Source organism: Klebsiella sp. LY (genome assembly GCF_004010915.1).
GTDB classification, from domain to species: domain Bacteria; phylum Pseudomonadota; class Gammaproteobacteria; order Enterobacterales; family Enterobacteriaceae; genus Klebsiella; species Klebsiella quasipneumoniae.
In genome coordinates this window covers 252,183-267,884 of the sequence record NZ_CP022441.1, presented here as the reverse complement: position 1 = coordinate 267,884, position 15,702 = coordinate 252,183, and the positions used below count along the sequence as shown (strand labels likewise).

Here is a 15,702-nt window from a genome sequence, read left to right as displayed (position 1 = left end):
CAAAATAATTAACGAATCATACCGTTCAAGGGGTACGATGAAGGGTTTAATATTGAGGAACTATGTCTGTGTGATGACCTCAGCCTAAAAAGTTACCTTCCTGTTTATCTCAGGCCATAATTTTGCACTGTTTATGGACTGTGTTATTTTATCGAACAGTTATCTATACTAATAAACTGTCAGTGTCTATATGCCCAGCAATTACCCCCCCCCGGATAATAATAACCAGTCTCGCCGGGTGGCAGTGGTCGGACATTTCTTTTCCTGATTGCAGTTTTTTAAATAATAAATTAACATAACGGAAATTGAAGCATCGATGCATTGATTTAATCATTTATCACCCTGAATATTATTGTTAATGTCGGGTTTCAGGGCGGATTAATAAATTTCAACTTTACCCATAGAAATGTGTTATTACTAACGGTATGACTTATGAGGGGTCCGGCATGACACTTACGGCATATTACCAGTTAAAAAACACAAAAAATGCAGGGCTCGGTATCGAATTGCTGGATAGTGAAGCTGCTGCCTTTATTGTTCTGGAAGAATGCAGTTATGAAAAACCGAATGAAATTGCCCGCTACGGACACAACGGTACAGCTGGCGATCGCTCGAACGCCTTCAGTTGCGCGATGAATAAAGCGCTGAGCTCTCAGAATTACAGCGGCGCAATGTGTGATTACAACGTTTACGAAGAAACCGCCTGAATCTTCCTGTAGTAGCTGTGTGTAGTCTTTGCCCGCCACTGGTGGGCTTTTTTTTGATTTCCCCTCCCCGGTCGTGCGGTTTTTTAATTGGTATCCGGGCAGGAAAAAGGGGCTACCAGCGAACCGGTAACCCCTTCATAAAGCGCTTCAGGCATGTCAGATCAACCCAGCTCCTGAAAAGGCGGGGTTTCCCCCGCCTCCAGGTTGCTACTTACCGTTGGATTCGTAAGCCAGGCTTGCCGCGACCTCCCTGTCCCCGTCCTTTAGCCGGAGTTCGCATAAGCGGTTCCGGGTCAGGCATGTGAATATCAAGAGCGTGATACACACGATTAATACGCACCAGATAAGGGCGTTTCGCGGTAGTTTCATGGTTTACTCCTCCTTGCAAATTGCACGGTAAGAGGCCATACTGGTGTTGACTAGACATACAGTGGGCCTCGGGTTAATTGAAAAATTACTCGGGGCTTTCTGCTTTCTGCCACACAACATCCAAACCACTCAAACATCATGAGGCAAAAAAGCCTCAAGCGCCGTCATCATTATACCCTGTATAACCCCACCCTCCCAGGTCTAAAATGATGATAAGTGAATAATATTTTAGATAGTTTTTGACGTATTTTCTGCCAGGCTCACCAGCCTCTTCTGAGGTTGAGTCGTCTCTTGCTCCCTGCCGGTCTTCTCCCGATTATCCCCTTCTGCTTTCCCTGCAACTGCCCATGTTGTCGTGCCAGGCGGTGACTAACAGTCCAGTTACCACGTTCGTATTGGGCTATGTATGGTTCTGTGTAGACACAGAGCAGCGCCAAAACAACCCCCTTGTTCTCCAGATACGCTCGTACTTTTTGTTTACAGAAGGGTCGGGGCTGCTGTTTGAAGATTAACTCTAAAAAAACGACGAGTGACCATGTCAAAATTCCCCAGGCATTATCAAATAGCAGTAGCGGCATATTGGAATAGTTATTGTTGTGCAAATATCAACCACCAGCTAATGAGACTGAGCAGCCTGTATACATTTTCCCTGATTGTGATACTTCAGAGTGTAGCGATCGGTATGGAGTCCCACTGGGTCGTGTAAGCCGGAGAGAGCATGTCTCTCTTCATTGTCCACGCCGGTGCGATGCCTCGACCTGCAAACCATACTTTGCCTTTGCCTGAATTATTGATCGTATCCAGTACGTTCATGAGTGCATCGCTGTTCGCATAAGGCTTCCCTTCATCAAACAGCGAGAGCTGAGTCACGCCAGCAGGTTTGAAATCGTTCAGCATGACGCCTGCCTTGGCGTAGTTATGTCGGCACTGTTGCAAATAGTCGGTGGTGATAAACTTATCATCCCCTTTTGCTGATGGAGCTGCACATGAACCCATTCAAAGGCCGGCATTTTCAGCGTGACATCATTCTGTGGGCCGTACGCTGGTACTGCAAATACGGCATCAGTTACCGTGAGCTGCAGGAGATGCTGGCTGAACGCGGAGTGAATGTCGATCACTCCACGATTTACCGCTGGGTTCAGCGTTATGCGCCTGAAATGGAAAAACGGCTGCGCTGGTACTGGCGTAACCCTTCCGATCTTTGCCCGTGGCACATGGATGAAACCTACGTGAAGGTCAATGGCCGCTGGGCGTATCTGTACCGGGCCGTCGACAGCCGGGGCCGCACTGTCGATTTTTATCTCTCCTCCCGTCGTAACAGCAAAGCTGCATACCGGTTTCTGGGTAAAATCCTCAACAACGTGAAGAAGTGGCAGATCCCGCGATTCATCAACACGGATAAAGCGCCCGCCTATGGTCGCGCGCTTGCTCTGCTCAAACGCGAAGGCCGGTGCCCGTCTGACGTTGAACACCGACAGATTAAGTACCGGAACAACGTGATTGAATGCGATCATGGCAAACTGAAACGGATAATCGGCGCCACGCTGGGATTTAAATCCATGAAGACGGCTTACGCCACCATCAAAGGTATTGAGGTGATGCGTGCACTACGCAAAGGCCAGGCCTCAGCATTTTATTATGGTGATCCCCTGGGCGAAATGCGCCTGGTAAGCAGAGTTTTTGAAATGTAAGGCCTTTGAATAAGACAAAAGGCTGCCTCATCGCTAACTTTGCAACAGTGCCCGTTTTTCCGATGTGCCGAAATGCCCGCTTACCAGGGTGTGCAGCTCATTCAGAATATAATCATACATCTGATAATGCGCTTTCCACGGCTCCTGTGTGGCATTGACATAAAACCCGGCACCCTGGCCGAGATCGTACTCTTTATCATCCGCCACCTGACTGCCGCGCGGACTGGTATCCGGCGCGACAATCACCAGGCCGTGTTCCGCTGCGTAACGCTGTGCCCCGGCTTTGGTGATAAAATTCTGCTCGTTGCAGGTCAGCCCGGAAAGCCAGTACAGCACAGGACATTTCTCTGTTTTTGCCTGCGGCGGCAGAAACACGGAAAAAGTCATCGGCGTGCCGGTCACCGCAGAGTGGTGACGCCAGACTTCCTGGCTGCCGCCGAAACAGACGTGATGTTCAATCCGTTCCATAGTATCTCCCTGAATACGTTATCAGTAATGAATGACTGTGCGGATGGATTTGCCGTCGTGCATCAAATCAAAAGCTTCATTGATTTTATCCAGTTCCATGGTGTGCGTGACAAACGGCGCCAGCTCGATTTTGCCGCTCATGGCATCTTCCACCATTCCCGGCAACTGGGTACGCCCTTTCACGCCGCCGAACGCCGTGCCTTTCCAGACCCGGCCGGTCACCAGCTGGAACGGACGGGTTGAAATCTCTTTTCCGGCACCCGCCACCCCGATAATTACCGACTGCCCCCAGCCACGGTGCGCACTTTCCAGCGCCGACCGCATCACATTGACATTGCCGATACATTCAAAGGTATGATCCACACCCCATTTGGTCATTTCGACCAGCACCTGCTGAACAGGTTTGTCATAATCATTGGGATTAATGCAGTCTGTGGCGCCGAACTGTTTTGCCAGCTCAAACTTGGATGGATTGGTATCGATGGCAAAGATGCGCCCCGCTTTTGCCTGACGTGCGCCCTGCACCACGGCCAGCCCGATACCGCCGAGGCCGAATACCGCCACAGAATCCCCTTCCTGTACCTTCGCGGTATTGTGTACCGCGCCGATCCCGGTGGTCACGCCGCAGCCGAGCAGGCAAACCTGCTCCGCATTGGCCTGCGGATTGATTTTCGCCAGTGATACTTCCGCCACAACGGTATATTCGCTGAATGTCGAGCAGCCCATATAGTGATAGAGCGGCTGACCGTTATACGAAAAACGGCTGGTGCCGTCCGGCATCACGCCTTTGCCCTGGGTTTCGCGGACGGCAACACAGAGGTTGGTTTTACCGGAGGTACAGAAATCACACTCGCCGCACTCGGCGGTGTACAGCGGGATCACATGGTCGCCCGGTTTCACACTGGTCACGCCCTCACCGACCTCAACCACCACCCCGGCACCTTCATGGCCGAGCACCACCGGGAACAGACCTTCCGGATCATCACCGGAAAGCGTGTAGGCATCGGTATGGCATACCCCGGTGTGACTGATTTTCACCAGCACTTCACCTTTCTTCGGCGGTGCCACATCAATTTCAACAATTTCAAGGGGTAAACCCGGCCCGAAGGCGACTGCTGCGCGTGATTTCATAACGGTTCCTCTGTGTCTGAGGCTTATCATGGCAGGCGATAAGCACGAATGCCGTCCACCATACCGCACAACAGCGCTGCCTGTATAGCGCCGGTCAGCAGGTGGCCGCCACCGGTGCCGGTTTTCTGATCAGCAGACAGATTGCCAGCAGCAGACCGTACAGTGCCGTGCCAATCAGCCACACCGTACCGTCCGCACTCTGCTGTGTCTGACTGAAAATAAAAGCAAACAGCAGCGGGCCCGCCACGCCGGTCAGATTGGTCAGGCTGACCAGCACACCCTGTAGTTTTCCCTGATTTGCCGCCGATGCCCCGGCAGAGATAATGCCCTGCAATGCAGGCAGTGCAATTCCGCCGCCTGCCAGCAGGATCAGGACCGGATACACCATCCATCCGGAAGTGATAGCAGACATCAGTAAAAACGCGGTGGCATCGGCAATAAATCCGGCGAAAATAATGGTTTTCTCACTCAGCCGTTTTGCCAGCGCCCCGGCAACCACCGCCTGAAACAGTGCATGCATCGCCCCGAGTCCCGCCAGTGAAAAACCGACCGCCGCGCTGTCCCAGGCAAAGCGGCTCTCCGTAAACAATACCCAGACAGTGGCCGGGATCTGCCCGATAAGCTGCGCGGTAAAAAAGACAAACAGCAACAGCGCCAGAGGTTTAAGCAGTGTGATAAAGCTGATACCTGCGCTTTCTTGTTTCTGCTCCGCCGGTTTTTCTTCTGTCTGTACCGCCGGTTTAAAGATAAAAAAGACCATCAGAAAGGTGCAGGCATTCAGTATTGCCGCAATGACAAACGGCAGATGCGGTGAGATATCCCCCGCCAGTCCGCCGATAGCCGGCCCGGCAATCAGCCCGGCACCAAAGGCCGCACCGAGACGGCCGAACCAGGCGGTACGCTCGCTGACCGCCGTGCTGTCCGCCACTACCGAAGCCGCAACCGCGCCGGTGGCACCAGTGATCCCGGAGATAATCCGCCCGAGATACAACATCCACAGCACATTGGACAGTGCCAGCAGTGTGTAATCAAACGCGGCACCCGCCAGGGATAACAGCAGCACCGGTCTGCGCCCCAGCTTATCTGACCATCTGCCCAGCAGCGGAGCAAAACAGACCTGCATCACCGCATACAGCGCCAGCAGAATGCCGTAATGGTTTGCCACATCCGCTTCCGGGAGATATTCCCGCAGCAGTGACGGTAATACCGGCATGATCAGACCAATTCCCATCGCGTCCAGCAGTGTAATCACCAGCGCGATGACAGCGGGTTTATTCATTTTTCAGATCCTGTGTTAATTCCCTATCATTGATAGAGTTGGAATATATCCCTATCAATGATAGAGTGTCAATCTGAAAATCGGAGGAGACGGTCATGGCACGGCTGAACAGAGAATCGGTTATTGATGCGGCACTGGAACTGCTGAATGAGACAGGGATTGACGGGCTGACGACCCGCAAGCTGGCGCAGAAGCTGGGAATAGAACAGCCGACACTTTACTGGCATGTGAAAAATAAACGGGCGTTACTGGATGCGCTGGCGGTGGAGATCCTGGCGCGTCATCATGATTATTCACTGCCTGCGGCGGGGGAATCCTGGCAGTCATTTCTGCGCAATAATGCAATGAGTTTCCGCCGGGCGCTGCTGCGTTACCGTGACGGGGCAAAAGTGCACCTCGGCACCCGCCCTGATGAAAAACAGTATGATACGGTGGAAACCCAGTTACGCTTTATGACAGAAAACGGCTTTTCACTGCGCGACGGGTTATATGCGATTTCAGCGGTCAGTCATTTTACCCTTGGTGCCGTACTGGAGCAGCAGGAGCATACTGCCGCCCTGACCGACCGCCCTGCAGCACCGGACGAAAACCTGCCGCCGCTATTGCGGGAAGCGCTGCAGATTATGGACAGTGATGATGGTGAGCAGGCCTTTCTGCATGGCCTGGAGAGCCTGATCCGGGGGTTTGAGGTGCAGCTTACGGCACTGTTGCAAATAGTCGGTGGTGATAAACTTATCATCCCCTTTTGCTGATGGAGCTGCACATGAACCCATTCAAAGGCCGGCATTTTCAGCGTGACATCATTCTGTGGGCCGTACGCTGGTACTGCAAATACGGCATCAGTTACCGTGAGCTGCAGGAGATGCTGGCTGAACGCGGAGTGAATGTCGATCACTCCACGATTTACCGCTGGGTTCAGCGTTATGCGCCTGAAATGGAAAAACGGCTGCGCTGGTACTGGCGTAACCCTTCCGATCTTTGCCCGTGGCACATGGATGAAACCTACGTGAAGGTCAATGGCCGCTGGGCGTATCTGTACCGGGCCGTCGACAGCCGGGGCCGCACTGTCGATTTTTATCTCTCCTCCCGTCGTAACAGCAAAGCTGCATACCGGTTTCTGGGTAAAATCCTCAACAACGTGAAGAAGTGGCAGATCCCGCGATTCATCAACACGGATAAAGCGCCCGCCTATGGTCGCGCGCTTGCTCTGCTCAAACGCGAAGGCCGGTGCCCGTCTGACGTTGAACACCGACAGATTAAGTACCGGAACAACGTGATTGAATGCGATCATGGCAAACTGAAACGGATAATCGGCGCCACGCTGGGATTTAAATCCATGAAGACGGCTTACGCCACCATCAAAGGTATTGAGGTGATGCGTGCACTACGCAAAGGCCAGGCCTCAGCATTTTATTATGGTGATCCCCTGGGCGAAATGCGCCTGGTAAGCAGAGTTTTTGAAATGTAAGGCCTTTGAATAAGACAAAAGGCTGCCTCATCGCTAACTTTGCAACAGTGCCTTCTGAAACGAAATTACAGATTACGGTTAAAATATAAAAAAAAGCCACCAATCCTGCCGGATACGGTGGCTTAAATACAGAATTAATTAATTTATTTCAGTATGTTATCACACATCAGCTGAAGTGTATTGATAAACCTTGCTGCATGAAAACCATCACAGACTGCATGATGAACCTGTACAGAAACAGGTAATAGTACGCGGTCACCTTCCTGCTGAAACTTTGCCATTGTAAAAACCGGGGAAAAATAATCATCATTTCCGGTGATATTCAGATTAAATCCGTCAAAACTCACCCAGGGTAACGATGATATATTCAGGTGATTCTCCGGTAAATTTCCCTGCGGAAACAACCTGGTATCATGCTGATATTCTGCTGTTACCGCGTTATAACCCGCCATAAACTCACTGAGATCCGGAAAATAACGGCAGGACAGTGCGGAGAATGTTTCGGTTTCTTTATGAAAGACAGTAAAGACCGGGTCTGACTGTTCCCAGTAAATCAGTTCATTATCTTTCATTGCCATCCGGAACTCCGGAAACTGATTAACAGCCCGGGAGATCAGGTAAATCATCAGCGGATAAAACTTATAACCGGTTTTCGCCAGTGCAGTACGCAAAGCGGTAATATCGAGTTTGGTGGTCAGGCTGAATCCGCATTTAATCTGCTGACGATAAAGGGCAAAATGTTCCCTGCGATTCCAGGTATTCAGGTCAATCCGGGTAAAATTCATGGTTATTCCTTCTGATTAATAGTGAAAAATATTAATAATCAGAAGGCAGTCTGGTTGTCTCAATGGGTAACATTCCGTCCTCCGTAAGCTGTCTGGTATTCAGTAATAATACCCGATACGGGCTTAATCTGTATTAAGCCCGGTTTTATTTATTCCGGCCACTCATCCGCAAATACATAGCGGATCAGTTCTGCGGATTCACGGGGCGGTGCTCTCAGCACATCCGCCATTAAATCAATTTCCATCTGACAGGTTTGCAGCTTGTCTTCCGCCAGCACATACGGATCATCCGTCAGGAAACTATCGCCGTATTTATCCACCGACCCCTGTATTTGTGCCGGAAATAATGACTGAATTTCATCAGCGGAATAATGCGCAACCGGAGCCCCTTCACCGGCTGAATTCACCAGATCCAGCAACGCTCTGTTACCGATAATAAAGTCACGGTACCCGGCGGAAGCCTTTTTCATATCCGGCGGGCCAGACACTTCCGGATGCAGCACACGAAAGCAGAAGTCACCGGAGGTATCCTGCGCCAGTGCTTTCTGCAAAAATTCCAGCCGCATTTTCCCGTAATTAATCACCGCGTCATCCCCCGCGAGATAAAGCAGTTTTTTAATATTTTCGGTGGCCCACTGTTGCAGGCGCATATAGTACTCTAAACAGGGCACTGTTGCAAATAGTCGGTGGTGATAAACTTATCATCCCCTTTTGCTGATGGAGCTGCACATGAACCCATTCAAAGGCCGGCATTTTCAGCGTGACATCATTCTGTGGGCCGTACGCTGGTACTGCAAATACGGCATCAGTTACCGTGAGCTGCAGGAGATGCTGGCTGAACGCGGAGTGAATGTCGATCACTCCACGATTTACCGCTGGGTTCAGCGTTATGCGCCTGAAATGGAAAAACGGCTGCGCTGGTACTGGCGTAACCCTTCCGATCTTTGCCCGTGGCACATGGATGAAACCTACGTGAAGGTCAATGGCCGCTGGGCGTATCTGTACCGGGCCGTCGACAGCCGGGGCCGCACTGTCGATTTTTATCTCTCCTCCCGTCGTAACAGCAAAGCTGCATACCGGTTTCTGGGTAAAATCCTCAACAACGTGAAGAAGTGGCAGATCCCGCGATTCATCAACACGGATAAAGCGCCCGCCTATGGTCGCGCGCTTGCTCTGCTCAAACGCGAAGGCCGGTGCCCGTCTGACGTTGAACACCGACAGATTAAGTACCGGAACAACGTGATTGAATGCGATCATGGCAAACTGAAACGGATAATCGGCGCCACGCTGGGATTTAAATCCATGAAGACGGCTTACGCCACCATCAAAGGTATTGAGGTGATGCGTGCACTACGCAAAGGCCAGGCCTCAGCATTTTATTATGGTGATCCCCTGGGCGAAATGCGCCTGGTAAGCAGAGTTTTTGAAATGTAAGGCCTTTGAATAAGACAAAACGCTGCCTCATCGCTAACTTTGCAACAGTGCCCCTAATCGTGTTCAGCAGAATAGCCGGAGGAAGTTTCCTACTGTCGATAAGAAAGGATTGGCACAGGGAGTGTGAATATCGAAACACCATCACAGAATAATGCCAGATAGAAATGCGATAGTAGGGTTGGATATTTAAATAAGGAGCATCCCGACTTAAAATGAATATGACTGCGTAACCAGGCGCAATAAAAAAAGCGAAAAAATCGCTTTTATTCTGGTTGTTTTTTCGAAGAGTGACCGTTTTCTGAGATGACAAGAAATAAGGAAGTCCTATGATCGCTAGCGGAATAGTTCAAAAACTGAATGCGCAAATGAATCAGGAGTTTTATACCTCAAATTTGTATCTTCAGCTCAGCCAGAGGTGCAGCGAGAATAGCCTTAATGGCACCGCACTATTTTTGCGTCATCAGGCGCAAAATACGGTGACGCAAATGATGCGCATGTACGAATACATCAAACAGAGCGGCGCCACGCCGGTGTTACAGGAGCAACACGCCCGGTGCGGTGAATTTTCCACGCTGGAAGATCTGTTTGAGCAGACGGTAAGCGATTACCAGAAGCGCATTAATGCGCTGACCTCTTTGACGGAAGACGCCCAGGCAGCAAACGATAAGTCAGCGATTAACTTCCTGAAGCGATACAGAAAAGAGGAAATCGTGGACGGGACGCTGTTGCAAATCATTCTGGATGAAGTCCGCAGCGCTAAAAAAGCGGGCATCAACATGCAGCAAACCGACCACTATCTGGTTGGCGTGATCGATCGCTATCACTAAATCAATTTCGCAGTACGAGGAGGTTTTACGCCTCCTCAGAAAATCTGTTTTACATCAGAAACAGAGGTTTATGCCAGTGAACATTTGATACCCAACACGTCATAGTGATTTTTTAACTTAGCGTTTTTATATCGTGCCAAAAATGTCTCTGCTTGTGTCTTTATATTAAGGAAGGTGCGAATAAGCAGGTCATTTCTTCCCAAGCTGACTCGCTGATTAAAATTTCGCGGATCTGGGCCGATTTTTTTCCCGCAAACACATCGAATCAGCCTATTTAGGCTATTTTTTCCACCATTTCTGGCGTTATTTCCGGTTTTTACTGAGATCTCTCCCACTGACGTATCATTTGGTCCACCCGAAACAGGTTGGCCAGGGTGAATAACATCGCCAGTTGGTTATCGTTTTTCAGCAGCCCCTTGTATCTGGCTTTCACGAAGCCGAACTGCCGCTTGATGATGCGAAACGGGTGCTCCACCCTGGCACGGATGCTGGCTTTCATGTATTCGATGTTGATGGCCGTTTTGTTCTTGCGCGGATGCTGCTTCAAGGTTTTTACCCTGCCGGGACGCTCGGCGATCAGCCAGTCCACATCCACCTCGGCCAGCTCCTCGCGCTGTGGCGCTCCTTGGTAGCCGGCATCGGCTGAGACAAATTGCTCCTCTCCATGAAGCAGATTACCCAGCTGATTGAGGTCATGCTCGTTGGCCGCGGTGGTGACCAGGCTGTGGGTCAGGCCACTCTTGGCATCGACACCAATGTGGGCCTTCATGCCAAAGTGCCACTGATTGCCTTTCTTGGTCTGATGCATCTCCGGATCGCGTTGCTGCTCATTGTTCTTGGTAGAGCTGGGTGCCTCAATGATGGTGGCATCCACCAAAGTGCCTTGGGTCATCATGACGCCTGCTTCGGCCAGCCAGCGATTGATGGTCTTGAACAATTGACGGGCCAGTTGATGCTGCTCGAGCAGGTGGCGGAAATTCATGATGGTGGTGCGATCCGGCAGGGCGCTATCCAGGGATAATCGGGCAAACAGGCGCATGGAGGCGATTTCGTACAGGGCATCTTCCATGGCACCGTCGCTCAGGTTGTACCAATGCTGCATGCAGTGAATACGCAGCATGGTCTCCAGCGGATAGGGCCGTCGGCCATTGCCCGCCTTGGGATAAAACGGCTCGATGACAGCGGTCATATTCTGCCATGGCAGAATCTGCTCCATGCGGGAGAGGAAAATCTCTTTTCGGGTCTGACGGCGCTTAGTGCTGAATTCACTATCGGCGAAGGTGAGTTGATGGCTCATGATGTCCCTCTGGGATGCGCTCCGGATGAATATGATGATCTCATATCAGGAACTTGTTCGCACCTTCCCTAAGTCACCGGCGGCTTGCCTGCCACACATTGAACATTACAGACCAATTAGCACTTTGTCACCGGGGAAAGATGTAAAGATTATGTATAAATAGATTGGCTTAGAAGTGACATTTCAACTTTGGAGAAACAGGTGACATTTTAAACTTGCTTTAACAAAATTTTGGGACTGACCGAAACAAAAAGGCCAGCCCCGGAGGGCTGGCTATTCAGTACAGGGCAATGACAGGTTTCTTGATGCCGCAGGCGTGAGCGTAGCGGGTCAGTGTGTCGATGCTGGCTTTGGTGATGTTGTTTTCCAGGCGAGAAATAACCGGAGGTGTAACCCCCATGCGTTCAGCAACCTGCGCTTTTGTCAGGTTGTCATGCTTGCGCCATTCAGCAAGCAGCTCCCTGAGCTTTTCCTTACGTTCTTCTTCCTGCCATGCAGCGCGATATTCATCGTCCTGCATCCACTCGTTATGCAGTTCTTTATGGCTTACCAGTTTCATTAAGTACCTCCGCTAACCGCTTTTTGGCGAGATCGATTTCTTTCGCTGGCGTTTTCTGTGACTTCTTGATGAAAACACGGAGCATGATGATGGTATTGCCTTTGTGGTATACCCAGATTCCCCTGGCTATGTCCGTCCCCATCGTGCGGATCTCAAAAAGTCCATCGCCCAGGGGCTTCGTGTCCGGCTCCCGCAGTAATCGGGCGTCATACTCCAGTTTGCCGATGAGACGGTCAAACTTCACCCTGATTTTTACGGGTAATGCTGTGGCTTCTTCCCTGGCTTCCGGGTGATAAACAACGCTAAACATGTGACCTCCCATTTCTATTAATATTAACCTATAGGCTAATTTCAGACAAGGTAGAATTAACCTATAAGCTAATTTTGTTGGCAGTTATCGTGGCTACCCGGTCACTACCCTGTTAGCGTGAGTTTTCGTTCCACTGAGGAACGGGGATTTATGCGCGTTAGCGCATGTAAGGCGGCAGGATGAAATGACAGGTAGCACCGAGGGTTAGCCGCCGATACCAGTGAGGGATCGAAAGGGATCGCCTATCCATCCCTTCACCTTGCAAAGCCATATTCCGCTAAAAGCGGCTCAGAGGCTTTTGTGCGCGGTCGGAGTGGTCACAACAAGGCGAAGCCGCAGTTGGGGCGTATCTCCGCGTTAGCGGGTCGTAAGAGCCGCTTACGAGCGTGTAAGCTAATTCTTCAGCGATATTTGCTGACGTATCCGGCGTGGCCGGATTTGTCCAATCCCTCGATGGCTAACAGGCGAGCTGTTAGCCATCGAGGGATTCCGTTCTGAATGCCCCGCGCTTTAGCGTGGGGAGCTACTTTTGAGGCGCTCGCGCCGATGCTGTTCGGTTATCCACTTTTTAAAGGGGATAACAGTAATGTCTTTTATTTTTTGGTTTATCTTTTAATACGTAAGTAATTAAAAGATAAACCAAAAGAGTATTTGTGCCATCTCGTTTGCACTTCATTATCACTTACCCACAAGCTATACAGCAGTTGTGGTGGGTCTACGCCGGAACCGCCGAAAAATCCGTCATTCCTGTAGGCGGGATGGGTTGGATTTCGAAAATTATTGTACTATAAGGGCTTCCCCGGCGTGTCAACGCCGGTGTTTATGGTTTCTGTCTGCTCTTCAGTAAAAATAAAGGGGAGAGACTGCGGTACTATAAACGGCCATGATGAATCGTCATCGATTCGGACCCTGATGAAAGACGCGCGTGAGGTTCTTGTTCGTTAAGCGGATACGTATATCCTGTACAATAGCCAGATAGGCCTCACGGGGGGCACTGTTGCAAAGTTAGCGATGAGGCAGCGTTTTGTCTTATTCAAAGGCCTTACATTTCAAAAACTCTGCTTACCAGGCGCATTTCGCCCAGGGGATCACCATAATAAAATGCTGAGGCCTGGCCTTTGCGTAGTGCACGCATCACCTCAATACCTTTGATGGTGGCGTAAGCCGTCTTCATGGATTTAAATCCCAGCGTGGCGTTGATTATCCGTTTCAGTTTGCCATGATCGCATTCAATCACGTTGTTCCGGTACTTAATCTGTCGGTGTTCAACGTCAGACGGGCACCGGCCTTCGCGTTTGAGCAGAGCAAGCGCGCGACCATAGGCGGGCGCTTTATCCGTGTTGATGAATCGCGGGATCTGCCACTTCTTCACGTTGTTGAGGATTTTACCCAGAAACCGGTATGCAGCTTTGCTGTTACGACGGGAGGAGAGATAAAAATCGACAGTGCGGCCCCGGCTGTCGACGGCCCGGTACAGATACGCCCAGCGGCCATTGACCTTCACGTAGGTTTCATCCATGTGCCACGGGCAAAGATCGGAAGGGTTACGCCAGTACCAGCGCAGCCGTTTTTCCATTTCAGGCGCATAACGCTGAACCCAGCGGTAAATCGTGGAGTGATCGACATTCACTCCGCGTTCAGCCAGCATCTCCTGCAGCTCACGGTAACTGATGCCGTATTTGCAGTACCAGCGTACGGCCCACAGAATGATGTCACGCTGAAAATGCCGGCCTTTGAATGGGTTCATGTGCAGCTCCATCAGCAAAAGGGGATGATAAGTTTATCACCACCGACTATTTGCAACAGTGCCGTGTACATCGAAATACGGCTTATCAGGCGTTAAAAGATGCTTGCGATGACTTGTTTGCAAGACAATTCAGTTATCAGAGTCTTAGTGAAAAAGGTAACACTATTAATCACAAATCAAGATGGGTGAGCGAGGTGGCTTATATTGATAATGAAGCTGTCGTTAGACTTATTTTTGCCCCTGCTATTGTGCCTTTAATTACTAGGTTAGAAGAACAATTTACAAAGTATGAAATACAACAAATAAGTAATTTAACAAGTGCTTATGCTGTTCGTTTATATGAAATATTGATTGCATGGCGTAGTACTGGAAAAACGCCTCTCATAACTATGTATGATTTTAGACAAAAAATAGGTGTACTCGAGACTGAATACAAACGAATGTATGATTTTAAAAAATATGTTTTAGACATTGCATTAAAACAAGTAAATGAACATACCGATATTATTGTCAAAGTTGAACAGCATAAAACAGGTAGATCTATTACTGGTTTTTCATTTAGCTTTAAACAGAAAAAATCAGCCACGCATTCAGTCGAATCTAAAAGAGATCCGAATACATTAGACCTCTTTTCAAAAATAACAGATAAACAACGCCATCTATTCGCCAACAAGCTCTCAGAGCTTCCTGAGATGAGTAAATATTCACAAGGCACAGAAAGCTATCAGCAGTTTGCTGTACGTATAGCTGCCATGCTGCAAGATGCAGAGAAATTTAAGGAATTACTTCCTTTACTCAGAAAATTAGGATTTCAATGACATTGTTAATTGAAATTGTTAAGTTAACAGTCAGGTATTAACACAAGTTGAAAACTGGTTTACATAATGAAAAAACTGTCAGTTTCAGAGTTAGCTAAGCTTTATGGATATTCAAGACAAGCCATATATGCACATATAAACAAAGGAAATTTATCTAAAGGATCTGATGGATTAATTGACTTTTCAGAGGCCCTAAGAGTTTTTGGGGAACCACAAAAAAAAGAGGATACAGTCAATCAAAGTCAATCAATTAACAGTCAAAACTTGACAGAAGTTGACTTACTAAAACGTCAAGTTGACATACTGGAAAAACAATTAAATCAGGCAATACAGAGAGAAAATCAATCTTTAGAACGTGAATCGTTTTATCAAGAACAGATTGAAGCTATGCAGCGCTTACTAGAAGCACCAAAAGCCAATATGACTACCTTTACCGATCAGAGCTTTAAACAGGATATAGCAACGGATCCTCGGTCGGAACTAGCAACGAACTATGACGAATTGACTACTCCTCAGCAAGACAATAAGCGTATTCCTATCCCGGAGCATGTTGAACCAGAACAGAAGAAGAGAGGCTTCCTAAGCCGCTTTTTCCTTCCATATGGTTAGCCAAGACTCCAGTTTTTTGAAGAGCCAATTTCAGTGCAAGCACTTGAAATAATGACTCCTCAAAAAACCGGATGATGTTTATTAAAACTGAATAAAACCGTGGAACATCGCTCAATTAGTGATCGTGGAACATGAATAATCAATAAAAAGCCGTTCTGGTGCCCTATACTCCAGAACGGCTTACGTTAATATAATGATATTTA

At 49.2% G+C, this 15,702-nt stretch carries 16 protein-coding genes and 4 pseudogenes; 8 read left to right on the top strand and 12 right to left on the bottom strand.

Annotated features, from left to right (window positions below; translation table 11 throughout):
- Positions 1–446 precede the first annotated feature (446 nt).
- The gene (locus tag CE636_RS01555; RefSeq protein ID WP_009653224.1) at positions 447–707 is read left to right on the top strand and encodes a hypothetical protein; all 261 of its coding nucleotides are present in this window, start codon (positions 447–449) and stop codon (positions 705–707) included.
- A gap of 207 nt (positions 708–914) precedes the next feature.
- Here the strand turns inward: CE636_RS01555 and CE636_RS01550 are convergent, their stop codons facing one another.
- From CE636_RS01550 to CE636_RS01545, 3 genes and pseudogenes are all read right to left on the bottom strand, one after another.
- Positions 915–1,037 carry a type I toxin-antitoxin system Hok family toxin gene (locus CE636_RS01550; RefSeq protein ID WP_223256846.1) on the bottom strand — a complete coding sequence of 41 codons (123 nt, stop codon included), beginning with the start codon at positions 1,035–1,037 and terminating at the stop codon, positions 915–917.
- Positions 982–1,134 (bottom strand): annotated as a pseudogene (locus CE636_RS29285) (DUF5431 family protein); the annotation flags it as partial. The gene CE636_RS01550 and the pseudogene CE636_RS29285, both read right to left, overlap by 56 nt.
- A 605-nt stretch (positions 1,135–1,739) precedes the next feature.
- Positions 1,740–1,997: pseudogene (locus CE636_RS01545) on the bottom strand (DUF4113 domain-containing protein); the annotation flags it as partial.
- A 65-nt stretch (positions 1,998–2,062) separates the two neighbouring features.
- Here CE636_RS01545 and CE636_RS01540 point away from each other — a divergent pair.
- Positions 2,063–2,767: an IS6-like element IS26 family transposase gene (locus CE636_RS01540; RefSeq protein WP_001067855.1), complete on the top strand. Its 705-nt coding sequence runs from the start codon at positions 2,063–2,065 to the stop codon at positions 2,765–2,767.
- Between the two features lie 45 nt (positions 2,768–2,812).
- Here the strand turns inward: CE636_RS01540 and CE636_RS01530 are convergent.
- From CE636_RS01530 to tet(D), 3 genes and pseudogenes are all read right to left on the bottom strand, one after another.
- Positions 2,813–3,235: pseudogene (locus tag CE636_RS01530) on the bottom strand (alpha/beta hydrolase-fold protein); the annotation flags it as partial.
- A gap of 21 nt (positions 3,236–3,256) precedes the next feature.
- A complete protein-coding gene (locus CE636_RS01525) occupies positions 3,257–4,366 on the bottom strand; it encodes an S-(hydroxymethyl)glutathione dehydrogenase/class III alcohol dehydrogenase (protein WP_000842134.1) in 1,110 nt (369 codons plus the stop codon).
- A 94-nt stretch (positions 4,367–4,460) separates the two neighbouring features.
- The gene (tet(D), locus tag CE636_RS01520) at positions 4,461–5,645 is read right to left on the bottom strand and encodes a tetracycline efflux MFS transporter Tet(D) (protein ID WP_001039466.1); all 1,185 of its coding nucleotides are present in this window, start codon (positions 5,643–5,645) and stop codon (positions 4,461–4,463) included.
- Between the two features lie 95 nt (positions 5,646–5,740).
- Between tet(D) and tetR(D) the strand changes: the two genes are divergently transcribed.
- A complete protein-coding gene (tetR(D), locus tag CE636_RS01515) occupies positions 5,741–6,397 on the top strand; it encodes a tetracycline resistance transcriptional repressor TetR(D) (protein WP_000113282.1) in 657 nt (218 codons plus the stop codon).
- 11 nt (positions 6,398–6,408) lie between these two features.
- Complete coding sequence (locus CE636_RS01510) at positions 6,409–7,113, top strand: IS6-like element IS26 family transposase (protein ID WP_001067855.1); 705 nt, start codon at positions 6,409–6,411, stop codon at positions 7,111–7,113.
- A gap of 143 nt (positions 7,114–7,256) precedes the next feature.
- Here the strand turns inward: CE636_RS01510 and CE636_RS01500 are convergent, their stop codons facing one another.
- Both CE636_RS01500 and CE636_RS01495 read right to left on the bottom strand, forming a co-directional pair.
- A complete protein-coding gene (locus tag CE636_RS01500) occupies positions 7,257–7,898 on the bottom strand; it encodes a type A-2 chloramphenicol O-acetyltransferase CatII (protein ID WP_001011939.1) in 642 nt (213 codons plus the stop codon).
- Positions 7,899–8,047: 149 nt separating this feature from the next.
- Positions 8,048–8,548, bottom strand: a complete 501-nt coding sequence (locus CE636_RS01495) for a hypothetical protein (RefSeq protein ID WP_025999307.1) — start codon at positions 8,546–8,548, stop codon at positions 8,048–8,050.
- 79 nt (positions 8,549–8,627) lie between these two features.
- On the opposite strand from CE636_RS01495, the gene CE636_RS01490 reads away from it, so the two are divergent.
- Together CE636_RS01490 and CE636_RS01485 are read left to right on the top strand one after the other, a co-directional pair.
- The gene (locus tag CE636_RS01490) at positions 8,628–9,332 is read left to right on the top strand and encodes an IS6-like element IS26 family transposase (protein ID WP_001067855.1); all 705 of its coding nucleotides are present in this window, start codon (positions 8,628–8,630) and stop codon (positions 9,330–9,332) included.
- A gap of 326 nt (positions 9,333–9,658) precedes the next feature.
- Entirely contained in the window at positions 9,659–10,159 is a 501-nt protein-coding gene (locus CE636_RS01485) for a non-heme ferritin-like protein (protein ID WP_001752509.1), read from the top strand.
- A 316-nt stretch (positions 10,160–10,475) separates the two neighbouring features.
- Here CE636_RS01485 and CE636_RS01480 read toward each other — a convergent pair whose 3' ends face one another.
- The 4 genes from CE636_RS01480 to CE636_RS01460 all read right to left on the bottom strand — a co-directional run bounded on the left by CE636_RS01480 (position 10,476) and on the right by CE636_RS01460 (position 14,072).
- On the bottom strand, positions 10,476–11,456 hold the full coding sequence (locus CE636_RS01480; RefSeq protein ID WP_016947617.1) for an IS5-like element ISKpn26 family transposase: 981 nt from the start codon (positions 11,454–11,456) through the stop codon (positions 10,476–10,478).
- A gap of 277 nt (positions 11,457–11,733) precedes the next feature.
- On the bottom strand, positions 11,734–12,015 hold the full coding sequence (locus tag CE636_RS01475) for a helix-turn-helix domain-containing protein (protein WP_000780222.1): 282 nt from the start codon (positions 12,013–12,015) through the stop codon (positions 11,734–11,736).
- Entirely contained in the window at positions 11,996–12,325 is a 330-nt protein-coding gene (locus CE636_RS01470) for a type II toxin-antitoxin system RelE/ParE family toxin (protein ID WP_000493286.1), read from the bottom strand. The genes CE636_RS01475 and CE636_RS01470 overlap by 20 nt, the downstream gene beginning before the upstream one ends.
- A 1,042-nt stretch (positions 12,326–13,367) precedes the next feature.
- A complete protein-coding gene (locus tag CE636_RS01460) occupies positions 13,368–14,072 on the bottom strand; it encodes an IS6-like element IS26 family transposase (RefSeq protein ID WP_001067858.1) in 705 nt (234 codons plus the stop codon).
- 47 nt (positions 14,073–14,119) lie between these two features.
- On the opposite strand from CE636_RS01460, the pseudogene repM reads away from it, so the two are divergent.
- Both repM and CE636_RS01450 read left to right on the top strand, forming a co-directional pair.
- A pseudogene (repM, locus tag CE636_RS01455) lies at positions 14,120–14,890 on the top strand (replication initiation protein RepM); the annotation flags it as partial.
- Positions 14,891–14,956: 66 nt separating this feature from the next.
- Positions 14,957–15,499 carry a plasmid replication DNA-binding protein gene (locus CE636_RS01450; protein WP_004896925.1) on the top strand — a complete coding sequence of 181 codons (543 nt, stop codon included), beginning with the start codon at positions 14,957–14,959 and terminating at the stop codon, positions 15,497–15,499.
- The last annotated feature ends 203 nt before the right edge of the window (positions 15,500–15,702 follow it).